14 protein-coding genes and 1 riboswitch are annotated in these 16,291 nt (G+C 71.7%); of the genes, 10 read left to right on the top strand and 4 right to left on the bottom strand.

The window, feature by feature from the left end; translation table 11 throughout:
* Positions 1–121: 121 nt before the first annotated feature.
* On the bottom strand, positions 122–2,494 hold the full coding sequence (locus AC07AW_RS21435) for a chitinase C-terminal domain-containing protein (protein ID WP_478817076.1): 2,373 nt from the start codon (positions 2,492–2,494) through the stop codon (positions 122–124).
* Positions 2,495–2,738: 244 nt separating this feature from the next.
* Positions 2,739–2,869, top strand: a riboswitch (FMN riboswitch).
* Positions 2,870–3,040: 171 nt separating this feature from the next.
* Here AC07AW_RS21435 and ribD point away from each other — a divergent pair.
* The 10 genes from ribD to AC07AW_RS21385 all read left to right on the top strand — a co-directional run bounded on the left by ribD (position 3,041) and on the right by AC07AW_RS21385 (position 11,774).
* Complete coding sequence (ribD, locus tag AC07AW_RS21430) at positions 3,041–4,114, top strand: bifunctional diaminohydroxyphosphoribosylaminopyrimidine deaminase/5-amino-6-(5-phosphoribosylamino)uracil reductase RibD (protein ID WP_478817075.1); 1,074 nt, start codon at positions 3,041–3,043, stop codon at positions 4,112–4,114.
* A 2-nt stretch (positions 4,115–4,116) separates the two neighbouring features.
* On the top strand, positions 4,117–4,725 hold the full coding sequence (locus AC07AW_RS21425; RefSeq protein ID WP_086824182.1) for a riboflavin synthase: 609 nt from the start codon (positions 4,117–4,119) through the stop codon (positions 4,723–4,725).
* The gene (locus tag AC07AW_RS21420) at positions 4,722–5,363 is read left to right on the top strand and encodes a nicotinamide mononucleotide transporter family protein (RefSeq protein ID WP_478817074.1); all 642 of its coding nucleotides are present in this window, start codon (positions 4,722–4,724) and stop codon (positions 5,361–5,363) included. Before AC07AW_RS21425 ends, AC07AW_RS21420 begins: the two co-directional genes overlap by 4 nt.
* Positions 5,360–6,637 (top strand): bifunctional 3,4-dihydroxy-2-butanone-4-phosphate synthase/GTP cyclohydrolase II, encoded by a 1,278-nt coding sequence (locus tag AC07AW_RS21415; RefSeq protein ID WP_478817073.1) that lies wholly within the window; start codon positions 5,360–5,362, stop codon positions 6,635–6,637. The genes AC07AW_RS21420 and AC07AW_RS21415 overlap by 4 nt, the downstream gene beginning before the upstream one ends.
* Positions 6,638–6,691: 54 nt before the next feature.
* The gene (gene ribH, locus AC07AW_RS21410; protein ID WP_024760819.1) at positions 6,692–7,177 is read left to right on the top strand and encodes a 6,7-dimethyl-8-ribityllumazine synthase; all 486 of its coding nucleotides are present in this window, start codon (positions 6,692–6,694) and stop codon (positions 7,175–7,177) included.
* 35 nt (positions 7,178–7,212) lie between these two features.
* Entirely contained in the window at positions 7,213–7,485 is a 273-nt protein-coding gene (locus AC07AW_RS21405) for a phosphoribosyl-ATP diphosphatase (RefSeq protein WP_116162050.1), read from the top strand.
* A gap of 51 nt (positions 7,486–7,536) precedes the next feature.
* Positions 7,537–8,385, top strand: a complete 849-nt coding sequence (gene hisG / locus AC07AW_RS21400) for an ATP phosphoribosyltransferase (RefSeq protein ID WP_017242191.1) — start codon at positions 7,537–7,539, stop codon at positions 8,383–8,385.
* 45 nt (positions 8,386–8,430) lie between these two features.
* Positions 8,431–8,883 (top strand): PH domain-containing protein, encoded by a 453-nt coding sequence (locus tag AC07AW_RS21395; protein WP_478817072.1) that lies wholly within the window; start codon positions 8,431–8,433, stop codon positions 8,881–8,883.
* Positions 8,884–9,159: 276 nt separating this feature from the next.
* Positions 9,160–10,713: a hemolysin family protein gene (locus tag AC07AW_RS21390; RefSeq protein ID WP_478817071.1), complete on the top strand. Its 1,554-nt coding sequence runs from the start codon at positions 9,160–9,162 to the stop codon at positions 10,711–10,713.
* Positions 10,710–11,774 (top strand): hemolysin family protein, encoded by a 1,065-nt coding sequence (locus AC07AW_RS21385; RefSeq protein ID WP_478817070.1) that lies wholly within the window; start codon positions 10,710–10,712, stop codon positions 11,772–11,774. The genes AC07AW_RS21390 and AC07AW_RS21385 overlap by 4 nt, the downstream gene beginning before the upstream one ends.
* A 223-nt stretch (positions 11,775–11,997) precedes the next feature.
* Here AC07AW_RS21385 and AC07AW_RS21380 read toward each other — a convergent pair whose 3' ends face one another.
* The 3 genes from AC07AW_RS21380 to AC07AW_RS21370 all read right to left on the bottom strand — a co-directional run bounded on the left by AC07AW_RS21380 (position 11,998) and on the right by AC07AW_RS21370 (position 16,073).
* Complete coding sequence (locus AC07AW_RS21380) at positions 11,998–13,128, bottom strand: CapA family protein (RefSeq protein WP_478817069.1); 1,131 nt, start codon at positions 13,126–13,128, stop codon at positions 11,998–12,000.
* Between the two features lie 53 nt (positions 13,129–13,181).
* Positions 13,182–15,101 carry an AAA family ATPase gene (locus AC07AW_RS21375; protein WP_478817068.1) on the bottom strand — a complete coding sequence of 640 codons (1,920 nt, stop codon included), beginning with the start codon at positions 15,099–15,101 and terminating at the stop codon, positions 13,182–13,184.
* A 342-nt stretch (positions 15,102–15,443) separates the two neighbouring features.
* A complete protein-coding gene (locus AC07AW_RS21370) occupies positions 15,444–16,073 on the bottom strand; it encodes a uridine kinase family protein (RefSeq protein ID WP_478817067.1) in 630 nt (209 codons plus the stop codon).
* Between the last annotated feature and the right edge of the window lie 218 nt (positions 16,074–16,291).

The raw sequence follows: 16,291 nt of genomic DNA, 5'->3' as shown, positions 1-16,291 counted from the left end.
CCCCCGCCAGGAACGGGAAAACCACCGCGCCGCGCCCCGGACAGGGGGGCGCGGCGCGGTGGGCCCGGCGGCGGCAAGGGCCGTGAGTGACCGCCGCCGGGTGTTCATCGGAGGGAGTGCGTCAGCAGGCGCCGAGGTCCTTCCAGACGCCCCAGTCGCCGGTCGTGCCCGGCTCCTCGTTCTGCGTCCACCACTGGGCCTTCCACTTGTGGCCCTTGTGGGAGACCTCGTTGCCCGCGTTGTAGATCGTGCCGGCCACGTACGCCGGGGCGGTGCAGCCCGTGGTGGGCGGCGTCGTCGGAGGCGTGGTCGGGGGAGTGGTCGTCGGCGGGGTGGTGGGCTCGGTCGTCGGGGGCGTGGTCGGCGGGGTGGTGGTGCCCGGCTCCACGACCGTCGTGCCGCGCGCCATGTCGCCGGCGAGGGCGTACGTCGTGCCGTTGATGTTCACCGTCCAGTTGGAGGGGGTGGACACCGGCAGGTAGTAGTTGAAGGCCAGGTCGACGGTCGCGCCCGGGGCGAGGGACTGCCAGGCCGGGAGCTTCAGGGAGACGCGGTGGAAGTCGCCCTTCAGGCCGCCCACGTTGGAGCCCGTGTGGTCGCTGCTGATGACCTTCGTGCCGAAGCCGGACTGGTCGGAGGCGTTGTTCGGGGCGGAGGTGCCGTAGTCGAACTGGAACTCCGTGCCGCCGGGCAGCGTCGTCGCCGTGTTGTTGGTGATCTTGATCTTCGGGGTGATCGGGTAGTTCGAGTCGCCCAGCTTGAACTCGGTGAACTGGGTGTCGATCTTCACGGCCTGGGTCGGCAGCGCCTTGTTCGACTTCTTCGCGCCGTACGGGGTGGCCGCCTTGAACTTGTCGTACATCAGCGAGGTGAGCGTGGAGCCCATCTCGTACTGGCCCTTGGTGGCGTTCCAGGCGTAGTCGCCGGCCATCTCCCAGACCATCGTGCCGCCGATGCCGCGGTCGACCACGTAGTCGGCCTTCGCGGCCACGGACTGCTCGTCCTCGGTGGAGAGGAAGACCTTCTTCTCGGCGTTCCACAGCCATGGCGCGACCAGGGTCGCGTCGTACTTGCGGGCGTACGTGCCGGTCAGGGTGGTGTTCGCCGGGAAGCCGTACTGGGTGACGTAGTCGCCGACGATCCCCTTCTCGAGGTTCTTGGCGTGCCACATCGGGTTGGATCCGGCGGGCGACTCGACACCGTTGGTGTCCTTGTCGTGCCACAGGTTGTCGATGCCGGTGGCGCCGTCGCCGCACTTGGTCAGGCCGGCCCCGGCCGGGCAGGTGGTCGCGGAGGCCTTGCCCCAGAGACCGTCGGTGCCGCCCTGCACGTTCTTGTGGCCGCGGGTGTAGTACGGCAGGCCGATGTTGATGCGTCCGGCCGGCATGGAGCCGCGGAAGTAGTGGTACGCCCAGTCGGTGTTGAGGTAGCCGATGGAGCCGTACTGCGAGGAGCCGTAGACGTTGGCCGCGGCGAGCTCGGCGTCCTTGCCGTCGTCGAAGAGCGAGGCGTTGGGGCCGACGTACTCGTTCCAGGCGCCGTGCAGGTCGTAGGACATGATGTTGACGTAGTCCAGATACTTCTGCATCTGGAAGGTCTCCATGCCGCGCAGCAGGTAGCCGGAGGAGGGGGCGGCGACGGTCAGCAGGTAGTGCCTGCCGTCGGTGGCGCCGGCCGTGTCCAGCTTCTCGCGCAGGGACTTCATGAGGGCCGCGTAGCCCTGCACGAGCCCGGCGCGGCGCGCGTTGGCGAGCTGCCAGTCGAGCGGGTTGCCCGCGTCCTTCATCGTGGTCGGGTACTCGTAGTCGATGTCGACGCCGTTGAACCCGTACTTGCGGATGAAGTCGACGGCCGAGTTCGCGAAGGTGTCGATCCCGGCCTGGTTGACCGAACCGTCGGCGTTGGTGGCCATCGAGTAGAAGCCGCCGGAGTCGACCCGGTCGCCGTTGTCCGCGAAGTAGCCGCCCGTCTCCGCCCAGCCGCCGACCGAGATCAGCGTCTTGACGTTCGGGTGCTGCTTCTTGAACTTGTTGAGCAGGTTGAAGTGGCCCTTGTACGCGTAGGCGGGGTCCATCTCGGCGCCCGCGACACCGGGCCAGGTCATCCCGGTGGCGGCGTTGTCGGGGCCGTCCGTGCCCACGGAGAGCTTGTTGTCGCTGCCGATGTGGCCGAAGGCGTAGTTGATGTGGGTGATCTTGTCCCACGGGATGTCCTTGGCCAGGTACGCGGGCTGGCCGTTCTTGCCGGTGCGCCAGCCGGTGAAGTATCCGATGACCCGGCGCTGGTGGTCCGCGCCCATCTTCTCGCGGCCCTCGGTGTCGTAGACCGAGCAGTACGGGACGTCGACGCCCGGGGTCTTGTAGAGCCCGTCGGGGCGACAGGACTCGTTGTCGGCGGCGTACGAGACGCCGCCGGAGAGGGAGCTGAGCAGCAGACCGGCGACGGCGGCACCGGACGCGAACAGCGAGGCTCTCTTGGCAGTGGGGGACAGCACGGTGGGGCCCTCCTGGGGAGGCGGGGGAACACGCAACGAACAAGGGGGTGGTACGTGTTGGGCCCGTGGAGTGCGCACGCCGACGGGCCGTTACCTCGGAGGTGACACGGAGATTAAGAGGACTAGACCAGTGCGTCAATAGGTCTGGACCAAAGAGGGCGAGTATGGGAGTCTGTGAGCCAGCCCACAGGGTTCGGGCCTGGCGATCTACGCCGGTCGTGGCACACTGGCCCTGTATCAGCAGCAGCGCACTCCGGGGTCGGTGTAATTCCGAACCGGCGGTATAGTCCGCGACCCGTCCGCAAGCCAGCGGCCGGTTGACCAGGTGAAATTCCTGGACCGACGGTGAAAGTCCGGATGGGAGGCAGTGCGCGGCGGGCGACCCCTTGCAGGGGTGTGCCGGCCGTACGTCCGCTGGTGGCCGCTTTCCGTCGGCGCACCCGCAGACCTCCGGCCGTACCGGCATACCCGTGCGAAGCGTCGTACCCGCTCTCTGTCGTCATCGACAGGCCCCGGAGTCCGTGCCCGAAGAGGCAGGAGGACCCGGTGGCCCAGCAGGCCGACATCACCGCCATGCGACGCGCCGTCGAGCTCGCCGCACGCGGACTCGGCGCCACCAGCCCCAACCCGGTCGTCGGCTGCGTCATCACCGACGCCTCCGGACACCAGGTCGGCGAAGGCTTCCACCAGCGCGCCGGCGGCCCCCACGCCGAGGTCCACGCCCTGCGCGCGGCCGGCGTCCTGGCCCGCGGCGGCACGGCCTACGTCACCCTCGAACCCTGCAACCACACCGGCCGCACCGGCCCCTGCGCCCAGGCCCTGATCGAGGCCGGGATCAGCCGGGTCGTGTACGCGGTCGGCGACCCGAACCCGCAGGCCACGGGCGGTGCCGACACCCTCCGCGCCGCCGGGATCGAGGTCGAGCAGGGCCTCCTGGAGGCCGAGGCCGAGGCCGGCAACCTCGCCTGGCTCACCTCCGTGCGCGAGGGCCGCCCCTTCGTCCGCTGGAAGTACGCCGCCACCCTCGACGGCCGGATCGCCGCCGCCGACGGCACCTCCCGCTGGATCAGCTCCGCCGAGTCCCGCGCCGACGTCCACCGGCTGCGCGCCGAGGCCGACGCGGTCGTCGTCGGCTCCGGCACCGCCCGCACGGACGACCCCCACCTGGCCGTCCGGGGCATCGAAGGCGCCGTGCAGCCGCTGCGGGTCGTCGTCGACACCGAGGCGACCGCCGTCAAGCCCGGCGCCCGGGTCCTCGACGAGGCCGCCCCCACCCTGATCGCCGTCGCCGAGGACGCCGAGACCACGCTCCCGGACGTCGTACGGCTTCCCCGGGCCGAGCGCGGCCTCTCCGTCCCCGCCCTCCTGGACGCCCTCCACGCGCGCGGTGTCCGCTCGATCCTCCTCGAAGGCGGCCCCACCCTCGCGGGCGCCTTCATCGCCGCGGGCGCCGTCGACCAGGTCGTCGGCTACCTCGCCCCGGTCCTCCTCGGCGCGGGCCCCGCCGCCCTTGCCGACGCCGGAATCACCACCATCACCGAAGCGTTGCGGCTCGACATCACCGAGGCCACGCGCATCGGATCCGACCTCCGCATCACCGCCACCCTCAAGGGAGCCTGACCGTGTTCACCGGAATCGTCGAAGAACTGGGCGAGGTCGTCGCCGTCGAGCAGCTGGAGGACGCCTCCCGCTTCCGGCTGCGCGGCCCCCTGGTCACGGAAGGCGCCCAGCACGGCGACTCCATCGCCGTCAACGGTGTCTGTCTCACGGTCGTCGAGTTCGGCGACGGCGAGTTCACCGCCGACGTCATGGCCGAGACCCTCAAGCGGTCCAGCCTCGGCGCCCTCGAAGTCGGCTCCCGCGTCAACCTGGAGCGGCCCATGGCCGTCGGCGGCCGCCTCGGCGGTCACATCGTCCAGGGCCACGTCGACGGCACCGGCACCATCCTGGAGCGGACCCCGTCCGAGCACTGGGAACTGGTCAAGGTCGGCCTGCCCGCCCACCTCTCCCGGTACGTCGTCGAGAAGGGCTCGATCACGGTCGACGGCGTCAGCCTCACCGTCGTCGAGGTCGCGGACGACTGGTTCACCATCAGCCTCATCCCGACCACCCTCGACCTGACCACGCTCGGCATCAAGCAGTCCGGCGACCCGGTCAACCTCGAAGTGGACGTCATCGCCAAGTACGTCGAGCGGCTGCTCGGCGCGGACGCCAAGGAGAACGAGAAGTGAACTGGCTCAACTCCGAGGCGTTCACCGTCCTCGACCAGAAGATCATCTGGTCCGACATGATCGGCAACATCTTCGGACTCGCCGCCCTCGCCCTCGGCTGGCGCCGCTCCGTCTGGACCTGGCCCGTCCAGTTCCTCGCCGGTCTCATCCTCTTCAGCGCCTTCTTCGGTCACCTCGCGGGCAGCGCCGGCAAGCAGGTCGTCGTCATGCTCGTGGCGCTGTACGGCTGGTGGCAGTGGCAGTGGCAGCGCGGCAAGGGGAAGGGCGCGGACGGCCACATCGCCGTGCGCTTCGCCACCTGGGGCGAGCGTGCCGCCATGGTCGCCGCGGCCGCCGTCGGCACCGTCGCGGTGGCCATGCTCTTCAAGGCCTTCCCGGACCTGTCCTGGGACCCCTGGCCCGACGCCTACATCTTCGTGGGCACCGTCGTGGCCATGTACGCCCAGGCCCGCGGCATGGTCGAGTTCTGGTTCGCCTGGCTGCTCGTCGACCTGGTCGGCGTCCCCCTGAACTTCGCCAACGGCTACGCCTTCTCCGGATTCGTCTACGTCATCTACGGCGCGCTCGTCCTGTGGGGCATGCGCGACTGGTGGCTGCGCTCCCGCGCCACCACCGTCCTGGAAGGAGCCCACGCATGAGCGCCCATCCCCTCTGGGACGCCACCGACCTCGCCCTCGACCCCGTCGAGCAGGCCATCCGCGACATCGCCGCCGGCCGGCCCGTCGTCGTCGTCGACGACGAGGACCGCGAGAACGAGGGCGACCTCGTCATCGCCGCCGAGAAGGCCACCCCCGAGATCGTCGCCTTCATGATGAGCGAGTGCCGGGGCCTGATCTGCGCCCCCATGGAGGACGAGGAGCTGCAGCGCCTCGAACTCCCGCAGATGGTCGCGCACAACACCGAGTCGATGCGTACGGCCTTCACCGTCTCCGTCGACGCGTCCCCCGCCCACGGCGTCACCACCGGCATCTCCGCCGCCGACCGCGCCACCACCCTGCGGATGCTGGCCTCCGGCAGCCACGAGCCCTCCGACTTCGTCCGCCCCGGCCACATCTTCCCGCTGCGCGCCAAGCCGGGCGGCGTCCTCGTCCGCAACGGACACACCGAGGCCGCCGTCGACCTCGCCCGCCTCGCGGGCCTCCGCCCGGCCGGCGCGATCGTCGAGATCGCCGGCGAGGACGGCGTGATGCTGCGCCTGCCCGAGCTGGTCCCGTTCGCCCGCAAGCACGGCCTGACGATCATCTCCATCGAGGACCTGATCGCCTACCGGCGCTCCGCCGAGCCGACCGTCCGCCGCGAGGCCGAGGTCCATCTGCCCACCGCGCACGGCGAGTTCACCGCGTACGGCTACCGCTCCACCGTCGACGGCGTCGAGCACGTCGCCCTCGTCCACGGCGAGATCGGCGACGGCGAGGACGTTCTCGTCCGCGTCCACTCCGAGTGCCTCACCGGCGACATCTTCCACTCCCTGCGCTGCGACTGCGGCCCCCAGCTGCAGGCCTCCATGGACCGCATCACCGAGGCCGGGCGCGGCGTCGTCGTCTATCTGCGCGGCCACGAGGGCCGCGGCATCGGCCTGCTGTCCAAGCTGCGCGCGTACGAGCTCCAGGAGCGCGGCCGCGACACCCTCGACGCCAACCTGGAGCTCGGGCTGCCCGCCGACGCCCGCGACTACGCGGCCGGCGCGCAGATCCTCGGCGACCTCGGCGTCCGCAGCCTGCGCCTGATGACCAACAACCCCGAGAAGATCGACGCCCTCACCCGGCACGGTCTGAGGGTCGAGGGCCGGGAGCCCATGCCGGTCCAGGCCGGCGAGCACAACCTCCGCTACCTGCGCACCAAGCGGGACCGGATGGGGCACGACCTGCCCTGGCTGGACGGCTCCCCGGCCTCCACCTGCAACAACCAGTGATCACGTACGTACGAATCGGCTGAACGGCCAATCGTTTCATCGGCTAGGAGAGACATGAGCGGCAAGGGCGCACCCGTCCTCAGCGTGAAGAACTGCGGCGACCTCCGGGTCGCGGTCATCGCGGCGCAGTGGCACGAGAAGATCATGGACGGTCTCGTCGACGGCGCCCTGCGCGCCCTCAGCGAGCTCGGCATCGACGAGCCGACGCTCCTGCGCGTCCCCGGCAGCTTCGAGCTCCCGGTCGTGGCGAAGGTCCTCGCCGGGCGCGGTTACGATGCCATCGTGGCGCTCGGCGTCGTCATCCGCGGCGGAACGCCGCACTTCGAGTACGTGTGCCAGGGCGTCACCCACGGCCTCACCCAGGTCTCGATCGACACCGGCGTACCCGTCGGATTCGGTGTCCTCACCGTCGACAACGAGGAGCAGGCGCTCGACCGCGCCGGCCTCGAAGGATCGAGCGAGGACAAGGGCCACGAGGCCGTCACCGCCGCCGTCGCCACCGCGACGACGCTGCGCACGGTCAGCGAACCCTGGCGCTAAGTACGCGACCCTTACCCCGTACTCTTAGGACCATCATGGCGAACAAAACCTTCGAAGAGCTCTTCGCCGAGCTCAAGCTCAAGGCCGAGACCGGCGACCCTGCCACCTCCCGCACCGCGGAGCTCGTGGGCAAGGGCGTCCATGCCATCGGCAAGAAGGTCGTCGAGGAGGCCGCCGAGGTCTGGATGGCCGCCGAGTACGAGGGCAAGGAAGCGGCCGCCGAGGAGATCTCGCAGCTGCTGTACCACGTCCAGGTGATGATGGTCGCCCGCGGGATCTCGCTCGACGACGTCTACGCCCACCTCTGAGCACACGCGTCTCACCCTCCCCAAAACTCCCAGGCAAAGGAAGCTCACCCCATGCTGCGCATCGCCGTCCCCAACAAGGGTTCCCTCTCCGGACCTGCGTCGGCAATGCTCCATGAGGCCGGCTACCGCCAGCGCAAGGAGTCCAAGGAACTGGTGGTCATCGACCCCGACAACGAGGTCGAGTTCTTCTACCTGCGGCCGAAGGACATCGCGATCTACGTCGCCTCCGGGAAGCTGGACATCGGCATCACCGGCCGTGACCTGCTCCTGGACTCCGGAGCCAGCGCCGAGGAGATCCTCCCGCTGAACTTCGGCCGCTCCACCTTCCGCTACGCCACCCGCCCGGGCACCGCGAACGGCCCCGAGGACTTCGGCGGCATGACGATCGCCACCTCCTACGAGGGCATCGTCGCCAAGCACCTCGCCGACCAGGGCATCGACGCCTCCGTCGTCCACCTGGACGGCGCCGTCGAGACCGCGATCCAGCTGGGCGTCGCCCAGGTCATCGCGGACGTCGTGGAGACCGGCACCAGCCTGCGCAACGCCGGCCTGGAGGTCATCGGCGAGCCGATCCTGACCTCCGAGGCCGTCGTCGTCCGCCGCCACGGCGCCTCGGACGACCACCCGCAGGTGCAGCAGTTCCTGCGCCGCCTCCAGGGCGTCCTCGTCGCCCGCTCGTACGTGATGATGGACTACGACTGCCGGGCCGAGCACCTGGAGCAGGCCGTCGCCCTCACCCCGGGCCTGGAGTCGCCGACCGTCTCCCCGCTGCACAACGAGGGCTGGGTCGCCGTCCGCGCGATGGTCCCCGCCAAGGAGGCGCAGCGGATCATGGACGACCTGTACGAGATCGGCGCCCGCGCCATCCTCACCACCGCCATCCACGCCTGCCGCCTCTGACGGCTGCCAGGCCCGCACGTCCCACCAGGCACTGAGGAACCCCCGATGTCGCAGTCCACGACGCCCGACCTCCCGGTCACCTTCCGCCCCGGTCGCACCCGGGCGATCCTGCTGACCATGGGTCTCGCGATGTTCGTCGTCATCACGGCCGTCGCGCTGATGCTGGAGCGCCTCGGACCGGGGGAGCGGGCCAGCTTCGTCTTCACCGCCGCCCTGCTCTCCGGGGTCCTGGTCCTCCTGAGCCGGCCCAAGGTCGTCGCCGACGAGGACGGCGTGACGGTCGTCAACATCACCAGGAGCCGGCGCCTCGCCTGGGCGGAGATCCTCAAGGTCAACCTCCGCCCCGGCGACCCCTGGGTGTTCCTGGACCTGAGCGACGGCACGAGCATGCCCGCGCTCGGCATCCAGCCCGGGATCGCCAAGGAATCGGCGATCCGCGACGCCCGCGCCCTGCGGGCCCTCGCGGACAGCCGCGGAACGAGCGCGGAAACCCGCTGACACCCCGATCCGGCTTGGGGGAATCCCCGATCCGGGCCGGGGCCGGGCTGGGGGAAACCCCGATCCGTCCCCCATCCGGGGCCGACCCCCTGCCACTCGGGGCGTTCACGTGACTACTCTGGAGACGGTGGTGCCGAGCGGCACCACCGTCTCGCGTGTGCAGGGCCGCAGCCGCGGCCCGCGAGACACCACCCTTCGACCCGAGGAGTGACTCCCTCCAGCAATGGACGGATCGTCCGGTAGTACCTGCGCCGCCCCCTCCCTGGAGGCGGCGGCATGATCATCTCCCTTCTGCTGCTCTTCGCGGCCTTCCTCCTGATCCTCGCCAACGGCTTCTTCGTGGCCGCCGAGTTCGGTCTCGTGACCGTCGAGCGCGCCGAGGCCGAGCGGGCCGCGGCCGCCGGCGACCGGCGCGCCCGCACCGTCGTCACCGCGCTGCGCGAGCTCTCCTTCCAGCTCTCCGGCACCCAGCTGGGCATCACGATCACCTCGCTGGTCGTCGGCATGCTCGCCGAGCCCGCGCTCGCCGGACTCCTCCACGGGCCGCTGACCGCGACCGGACTGCCCGAAGGGGCCGTCTCCGGGATCTCGGTGGTGATCGGCATGCTGCTCGCCTCCGCCGTCCAGATGGTGGTCGGCGAGCTGGTGCCGAAGAACTGGGCGGTCTCCCGGCCGCTCCAGGTCGCCCGCTTCGTCGCCACCCCGCAGCGCCGCTTCTCGGCACTGTTCCGACCGGTGATCTCCCTGCTCAACCGGGTCGCCAACCGGCTGGTACGGCTCCTGGGCGTCGAGCCCACCGAGGAGCTGGACTCGGTCCGCACCCCCGGCGAGCTCGTCTCGCTGGCCCGGCACTCCGCCCAGGCCGGCGCACTCGAACAGGACACCGCCGACCTCTTCGTACGGACCCTGTCCCTCGGCGGCCTCACCGCCGAGCAGGTCATGACCCCGCGCGTGAAGGTCAGCGCCCTCCAGTGGGACGCCACCGCGGCCGACGTCCTCAACCTCACCCGGGCCACCGGCCTCTCGCGCTTCCCGGTCTACCGCGACCGCATCGACGAGATCGTCGGCATGGTCCACCTCAAGGACGCGCTCGCCGTCGCCCCGCACGCCCGCCTGCGCACCCCCGTCGGACGGATCGCGGTCCCGCCGCTCCTCGTCCCCGAGACGCTGCCCGCCCAGACGCTCCTTGAGCGGCTGCGCCGGGAGCAGCCGATCGCGGTGGTCGTCGACGAGTACGGAGGCACGGCCGGAGTGGTCACCCTGGAGGACATCGTCGAGGAGCTCGTCGGCGAGGTCCGCGACGAGCACGACACCGCCGCCGCCGGTCGGCCCGAGCTGGCCGCGGCCCCTGCCGAGGACGGCCGTCCCGCCTGGGAGGCGGACGGTTCCTGCCGGGTGCACACCCTGCGCCGGATAGGCCTCGACGTGCCCGACGGGCCGTACGAGACCGTCGCCGGGCTCGTCGCCGACCTCCTCGGCCGCATCCCGGCCCCCGGGGACCGTGCCGAGCTCCCCGGCTGGCGGCTCTCGGTGCGCCAGGTGGACCGCTACCGCGCCGAACGGGTACGGATCGTCCGTACGGCCCCGGACACGGAGGCGACCGGGACGCCGGCCCACGACTCGGACCTGTCCGGGACGTCGGCCTACGATTCGGCCCTGTCCGGGACGTCGGCCTACGATTCGGCCCTGTCCGGGACGTCGGCCCACGACTCGGCCCTGTCCGGGACGTCGATCTCCGGCGCGGACCCGGTCGGGACGTCGGTCTCCGGCCCTGGCCCGGTCGTGGCGTCCGCGGCCTCGGTGCCCGTCCCCGCGGAGGCCGGCCGATGAGCACCCTGCAACTCCTCTTCGCCGTCCTCCTGGTCCTCGCCAACGGCTTCTTCGTCGGGGCCGAGTTCGCCCTCGTCTCCGTCCGGCGCAGCCAGATCGAGCCGCTCGGCGGCGCCAGGGCCAAGCAGGTCCTGCACGGCCTGGAGAACCTGCCGCAGATGATGGCCGCCGCCCAGTTCGGCATCACCGTCTGCTCCCTGACGCTCGGCGCCGTCGCCGAGCCGACCGTCGCCCATCTCCTCGAACCGGTCTTCCACACGATCGGTGTCCCGGAGGGGCTGATCCATCCGCTCGGCTACGTCATCGCCCTCGCCGCGGTCGTCTTCCTCCACCTCGTCATCGGCGAGATGGTCCCGAAGAACCTGGCGATGGCCGACCCCGAGCGCACCGCCCTCTGGCTCGCGCCCGGTCTCGTCGGCTTCGCCCGGCTCTGCCGGCCGGTCACGGCCGCGCTCGGCGCCTGCGCCCGGCTCGTCCTGAAGGCGTTCAAGGTCGAGCCGAAGGACGAGGTGGAGGCCGTCTTCACCAGCGCCCAGCTCGGCCGGCTCGTGGAGGACGCGGGCCAGGCGGGCCTGCTCGACCCGGTCGAGCAGGAGCGCCTGGAGGACGCCCTCGAACTGGGCAGCCGCCCGGTGACGGACGTCCTCATCGCCCCGGCCTCCCTCGTCACGGTCCCGCCGTCGGTCACCCCGCGCGAGATCGAGGAGCTGACCGTACGGACCGGGTACTCCCGGTTCCCGGTCCGCGCCGAGGGCCGGGCGACCTTCATGGGCTTCGTGCACGTGAAGGACGTCCTGGACCTGGACGAGCGGGAGCGGGCGGTGCCGCAGCGGCTGTGGCGCCCGATGGCGACGCTCCGCGCGGAGCTGCCGCTCGACGACGCCCTCACCGTGATGCGCCGCGCCGCCACCCATCTGGCGCAGGTCGCGGACGGTTCGGGCCGGGTCCTCGGCCTGGTCGCCCTGGAGGACGTCCTGGAGATGCTGGTGGGCGAGGTCCGCGACCCAGCGCACCGGGTCCAGCCGCCTTCCGGACCGGCTCCTGTGCCGGTCCGGGGGTAGGGCCTGCCGGGGCTAGGGCTAGGGCTAGGGCTAGGGCTTGTCGGCCGGGTCGGCCGGGTCCGTCGGGTCGGCCGGGTCCGTCGGGTCCGTCGGGTTCGCCGGGTCCACCGGGTCCGGCCCGCCCGGCGCGTACGGTCGGCCGTAGCGGTGCTGCCGACGGCGGTGGTGCAGTGGGTGAAGCCCTGCCCTGCCGCCGCCTGCACGCTCCCGTCCCCGCGGGCCGTCACGCGGGCCGGGCCGTCAGGGCCGGTCCGCCGTCCTCCCCTTCGGGTGCGGAGGCGATCCGCATGCCGAAGGGACGGCTGATCCGGTCGAGCACGTCCTGGAGCCACCGGGCGTCTTCCCGCGGGGCCCGTTCGAGCCGCAGCCGTCGGCTGCGCAGCGGCACGAGTCGCACCTCCGCCAGGGAGCCGTCCTCGTCGTGGACGGTGACGAAGTACAGCAGCCGCAGGTCGTCGCGGTAGCGCTCCTGCCCGGTGATCCCCTCGTAGTCGTTGACGAGGTCGCCGCACCCGTGGAGGACGAGCTTTCCCCGGTACGCCTCCAGGGGGCGCGGGTGGTGTGAGGAGTGCCCGTGCACGATGTCGGCGCCCGCGTCGACGAGGGCGTGGCCGAAGGAGACCTGGGCGCGGTCGGGGGTGTAGCCCCAGTTGGAGCCCCAGTGGACCGAGACCAGCACCAGGTCGCCGGGGCGCCGGTCCGTCCGCAGCCGGTCGGCGAGCCGGACCGCTGTCGCGTCGTAGGGCCCGGCGGCGTAGTGCACCCCGCCGCTGCGGTCGGTGGCGGCCCACTCGGAGGGCACCCCGCTGGACTCCAGGCCGAGCGCGTGGACGAGCAGCCGGCGTCCGCCCGGCAGCGGCACGGCCACGGGCGTGGCGGCCTCCTGGGCGTTCCGCCCGGCGCCCACGGCGCGCAGCCCGGCGCCGGCGAGGGCGTCGAGGGTGTCGTCGAGCCCGTGCCTCCCGTAGTCGAGGACGTGGTTGTTGGCGAGGACGACCACGTCGGGGCGGACGGCGCTGAGTGCGGGCAGATTGGCCGGCGCCATGCGGTAGTGGACGGCCTTGCCGGGGAACGGCTCGTCGTGGCGGGTGACCGAGGTCTCCAGATTGACCACCCGGACGTCCGGCCCGGTGTCGTCGATCAGGCGGAGCGCGTCCCCCCAGGGGTAGGTGGGGGAGACGGGCCGGGGCACGGCCCCGGAGCGGACCTCGGCGAGGGTCACGTAGTCACGGGCGTCGCGCACGTACCGCTCGGGCAGGGACGGGTCCAGGGGATGGGGAAGGATCTGGTCGATTCCCCGGCCGAGCATCACGTCTCCGCTGAGGAACAGTCCGGTCAGACCAGTCCTGCCCATGGCCCCAGGCTAGTCGCGCATCCACCCGGTCCGCGCGGATGCCCGGCCACGGCCTAGTACCCCGGGGGCTCCTGCTGGGGGCCGCGGTCGATCGGACCGCGGCCCGACAGGACCTCGCCGTAGGCCTGCATGAGGTCGGCGAGCCGGAGGGTGGCGAGGTCCTCCCGGCTCGGGGTCGCCGGGTATCCGGAGAGCCGCAGGTCGCGGTAGGCGCAGGACTTCTCGTACAGGGTGCGCAGGAAGCGCCCGTTGCCGAGCTCGTCGATCCAGCCCTGGTCGACGACGTGCCCGCTGATCGAGCGGAGTTCGTCGAGGGCCTCCTCGTCCCAGCCGTCCCCGTTGGCCGCCGCCAGGACCTTGCCGATGGAGGTGAGTTCCAGCGGCCGGTACGAGGGGAAGTCGACCCGGGTGGTGAACCGCGAGGACAGACCGGGGTTGGTGCTGAGCAGCCGGTCCATGCCCTCGGGGTAGCCGGCCAGGATGACCACGAGATGGTCCCGGTTGTCCTCGGCCCGCTTCAGGAGCACCTGGAGGGCCTCGTCGCCGTAGGCGTCGCCCTTGCTGTAGCCGGTGTTGGAGAGCGCGTACGCCTCGTCCACGAAGAGCACGCCGCCGACCGCCGAGTCGATCAGCTCATTGGCCTTGACCGCCGTCTGGCCCAGGAACTCGCCGACCATGTCCGCCCGTTGGGCCTCCACGAGATGGTCGCCGCCGAGCAGCCCGAGGGCGTAGAAGACCCGCCCCAGGATCCGGGCGACCGTGGTCTTCCCGGTGCCCGAGGGGCCGGAGAAGACGAAGTGGCGTTTGGGCGGCTGGACCGGAAGACCCTGTCCGGCGCGGAGCCGCGCCATCTCCAGCTGCGCCGAGAGCGCCTTGACCTGGCGCTTCACCGGTTCGAGCCCGACCATGCCCTCCAGCTCGGCGAGCGCCTCCGCGAGGAGCACCGGATCGGTGGGCCCCGCCGGGAAGCGCGGGGGCATCGGCTGGCCGGGCAGCGGCGCCTTCTGCCGTACGGTCTCCGGCGGCGCGACGGGGGCGGTGGGCGGCACCGGTTCGGGCGCGAGCCGCAGCCCGTCGCCGAGTGCGCCGGGGTCGGGCTCGGCACCCGGCACGGTGTCCACCGCGTCCTGACCGAGGCCCCCGCCGAGGGCGCTCGTCGCGACGGTCGCGAGCCCGGCCGGGTCGTCGACGCCGTCGTAGCCCTCGAAGCCGTCGTACTCGGCGATCGCCGCGAGCCGCGCCGCCGTGTCCATGAACGCCGGGTCGATCCGGTGCACCGCGCGGTAGAGCGGCAGGGCGGCGGCGCTGCGCCCGGTGCCCTCGTGGGCCCGGGCGAGCCAGTACCGGAGCTCCTTGCGCTGCGGCTGCTCGCTGCGGCACCGCATCAGCGAGGCGGAGAGGAGCGGCTCGGCCTGGCTGTACATCTCCAGGCGCACCCGGGCCATGCCGCCGAAGAGTCCGGCCTCGATGCCGAGCAGCGGATCGTCGACGAGGGACTCGGTGTGCCGGACGAGCTGGTCCCAGTCCTTGACGAGATAGGCGCGGCAGGCGTGCAGGAAGCGCACCTGCGGGTCGGTGTCGACCGGAGGGAGGCCCGCGAGGGCGCGGTCGAGCTCCGGCACATGGCGGCCGTCGAGCCAGTGGGAGGCGTGCGCGAGCAGCAGGTCGCGCGGGCTCTCCAGGACCGGCTGCACCCACCAGCCGAGCCAGTACCAGGAGTTCAGGGTGCGCCGGTACCGGGTCCGCTGCTCGCCGAAGCGGTCGCGGTTGCGGTACATGCGCAGCAGCGCGGTCGTGGTGTCGACCCGGAGTGCGTGCAGCCCGAGCCAGGCGTCCGCCATCCCGGGATCGATCCGTACCGCCGTCCGGAACTCGTCCTCCGCCTGCGGATACGCGCCCATCGTGTAGGCGTCGACTCCGCGCAGCCAGGCGAGCTCGGCCGGGGCCTGCGAGCCCTGCGTGCCGATGTCCATCGAGTCCCCCACAACCGTCTTCGCATGGACGGGATTTGACCGCACCTGGGGGCATCGTACCTGCGCAGGGGGTGCGTGCTTAAGGAGAAGCGCATGATCCGGAAGCGGTGACCCTGGGTGAGCATCAGGGGGCGCGGAGGGGGTGGAAGAGGGCCCGGAGGGGGCTCGGAGAGGGCTCTGAGGGGGCTTCCGAGGGCAGAACGAAGCCCCCGATCACGGGGGAACAACCGGGGGCTTCGTGTCTGCGGCAGCTCCGAAAAGCCGCACATTCAGAACGTAAGACCTGTGCGCCCCGTCGGTCAAGCGAAGTTGAGGCACTTGCGGAAGCGGACTTCCACCCGCTCAGTTCACGGACATGACGCCATCACTGTGTGTGATGATCTGGTGCGTGCCCGCTGTCACGGACGGCCCGGGAAGCCAGTCGTACCCCTCGGGGCACTCCCGTACCAGGGTGTCGGCGAAGGGCCGGGAGGGGTCCTCGGCGAAATGGCGAGTCTCCGCCACGGTCCAGTCGTCCCAGAAGGAGGCCTGCTCCGGCCCGTCCCGCAGGCGCCCCCGTTCCCAGGACTCCTCGGCATCGCGCTCCATCCACAGCAGCCACGCCAGGAACGGCCGTACCAGCCGCCGGCCGGCGCCCACGCCCTCGACGAGGACCACCGGCGCCGGGGGCAGCGCCCGCGCCTCCCCGAAGCGCCGAAGCCGCCAGTCGTACGGGTGATAGGAGGCGGTCTCGCCGCGCGACAGCGGCTCCAGGACCTGCTCCCGCAGCCGGCCGGTCCACGCGAAGAGCTCCTCGTGCGTGGCGAGGTCGTCGAGGTGGAGGACGGGGGCGTCGCCGAGGGCGGCGGCGAGACGGGCCGCGAGGGTGGACTTGCCGGAGCCGGCGTGACCGTCGACCGCGATCAGCCGGACCGGCCCGCAGGAGGGTGGCAGCCGGAGCAGCGCATGGGCGGCGCGGTCGAGGTCGTTCATGGGGCCCAGGGTAGGGGAGGGGCGGACCGCCGCAGGTCAGCGAGGTACCGCCGCCAGTGGTGGAGACCAATATTGGTGCGGCGACGCGGGTCGAAGTGCTGGCGGAGGGCCTGCGGGAGCCGGGATAGTGGGCCCGCGCAGGCCCGCCGGCACCGTTCCGTACGCGCAACAGCCATGTGTGTCCACAGTTCCGTACGCCCACCGTTCTCGACTGGGGG

The organism is Streptomyces sp. NPDC044003 (assembly GCF_056435185.1).
The sequence above is the reverse complement of the archived record's forward strand: the minus strand, read 5'-3'. Positions and strand labels throughout refer to the sequence as shown.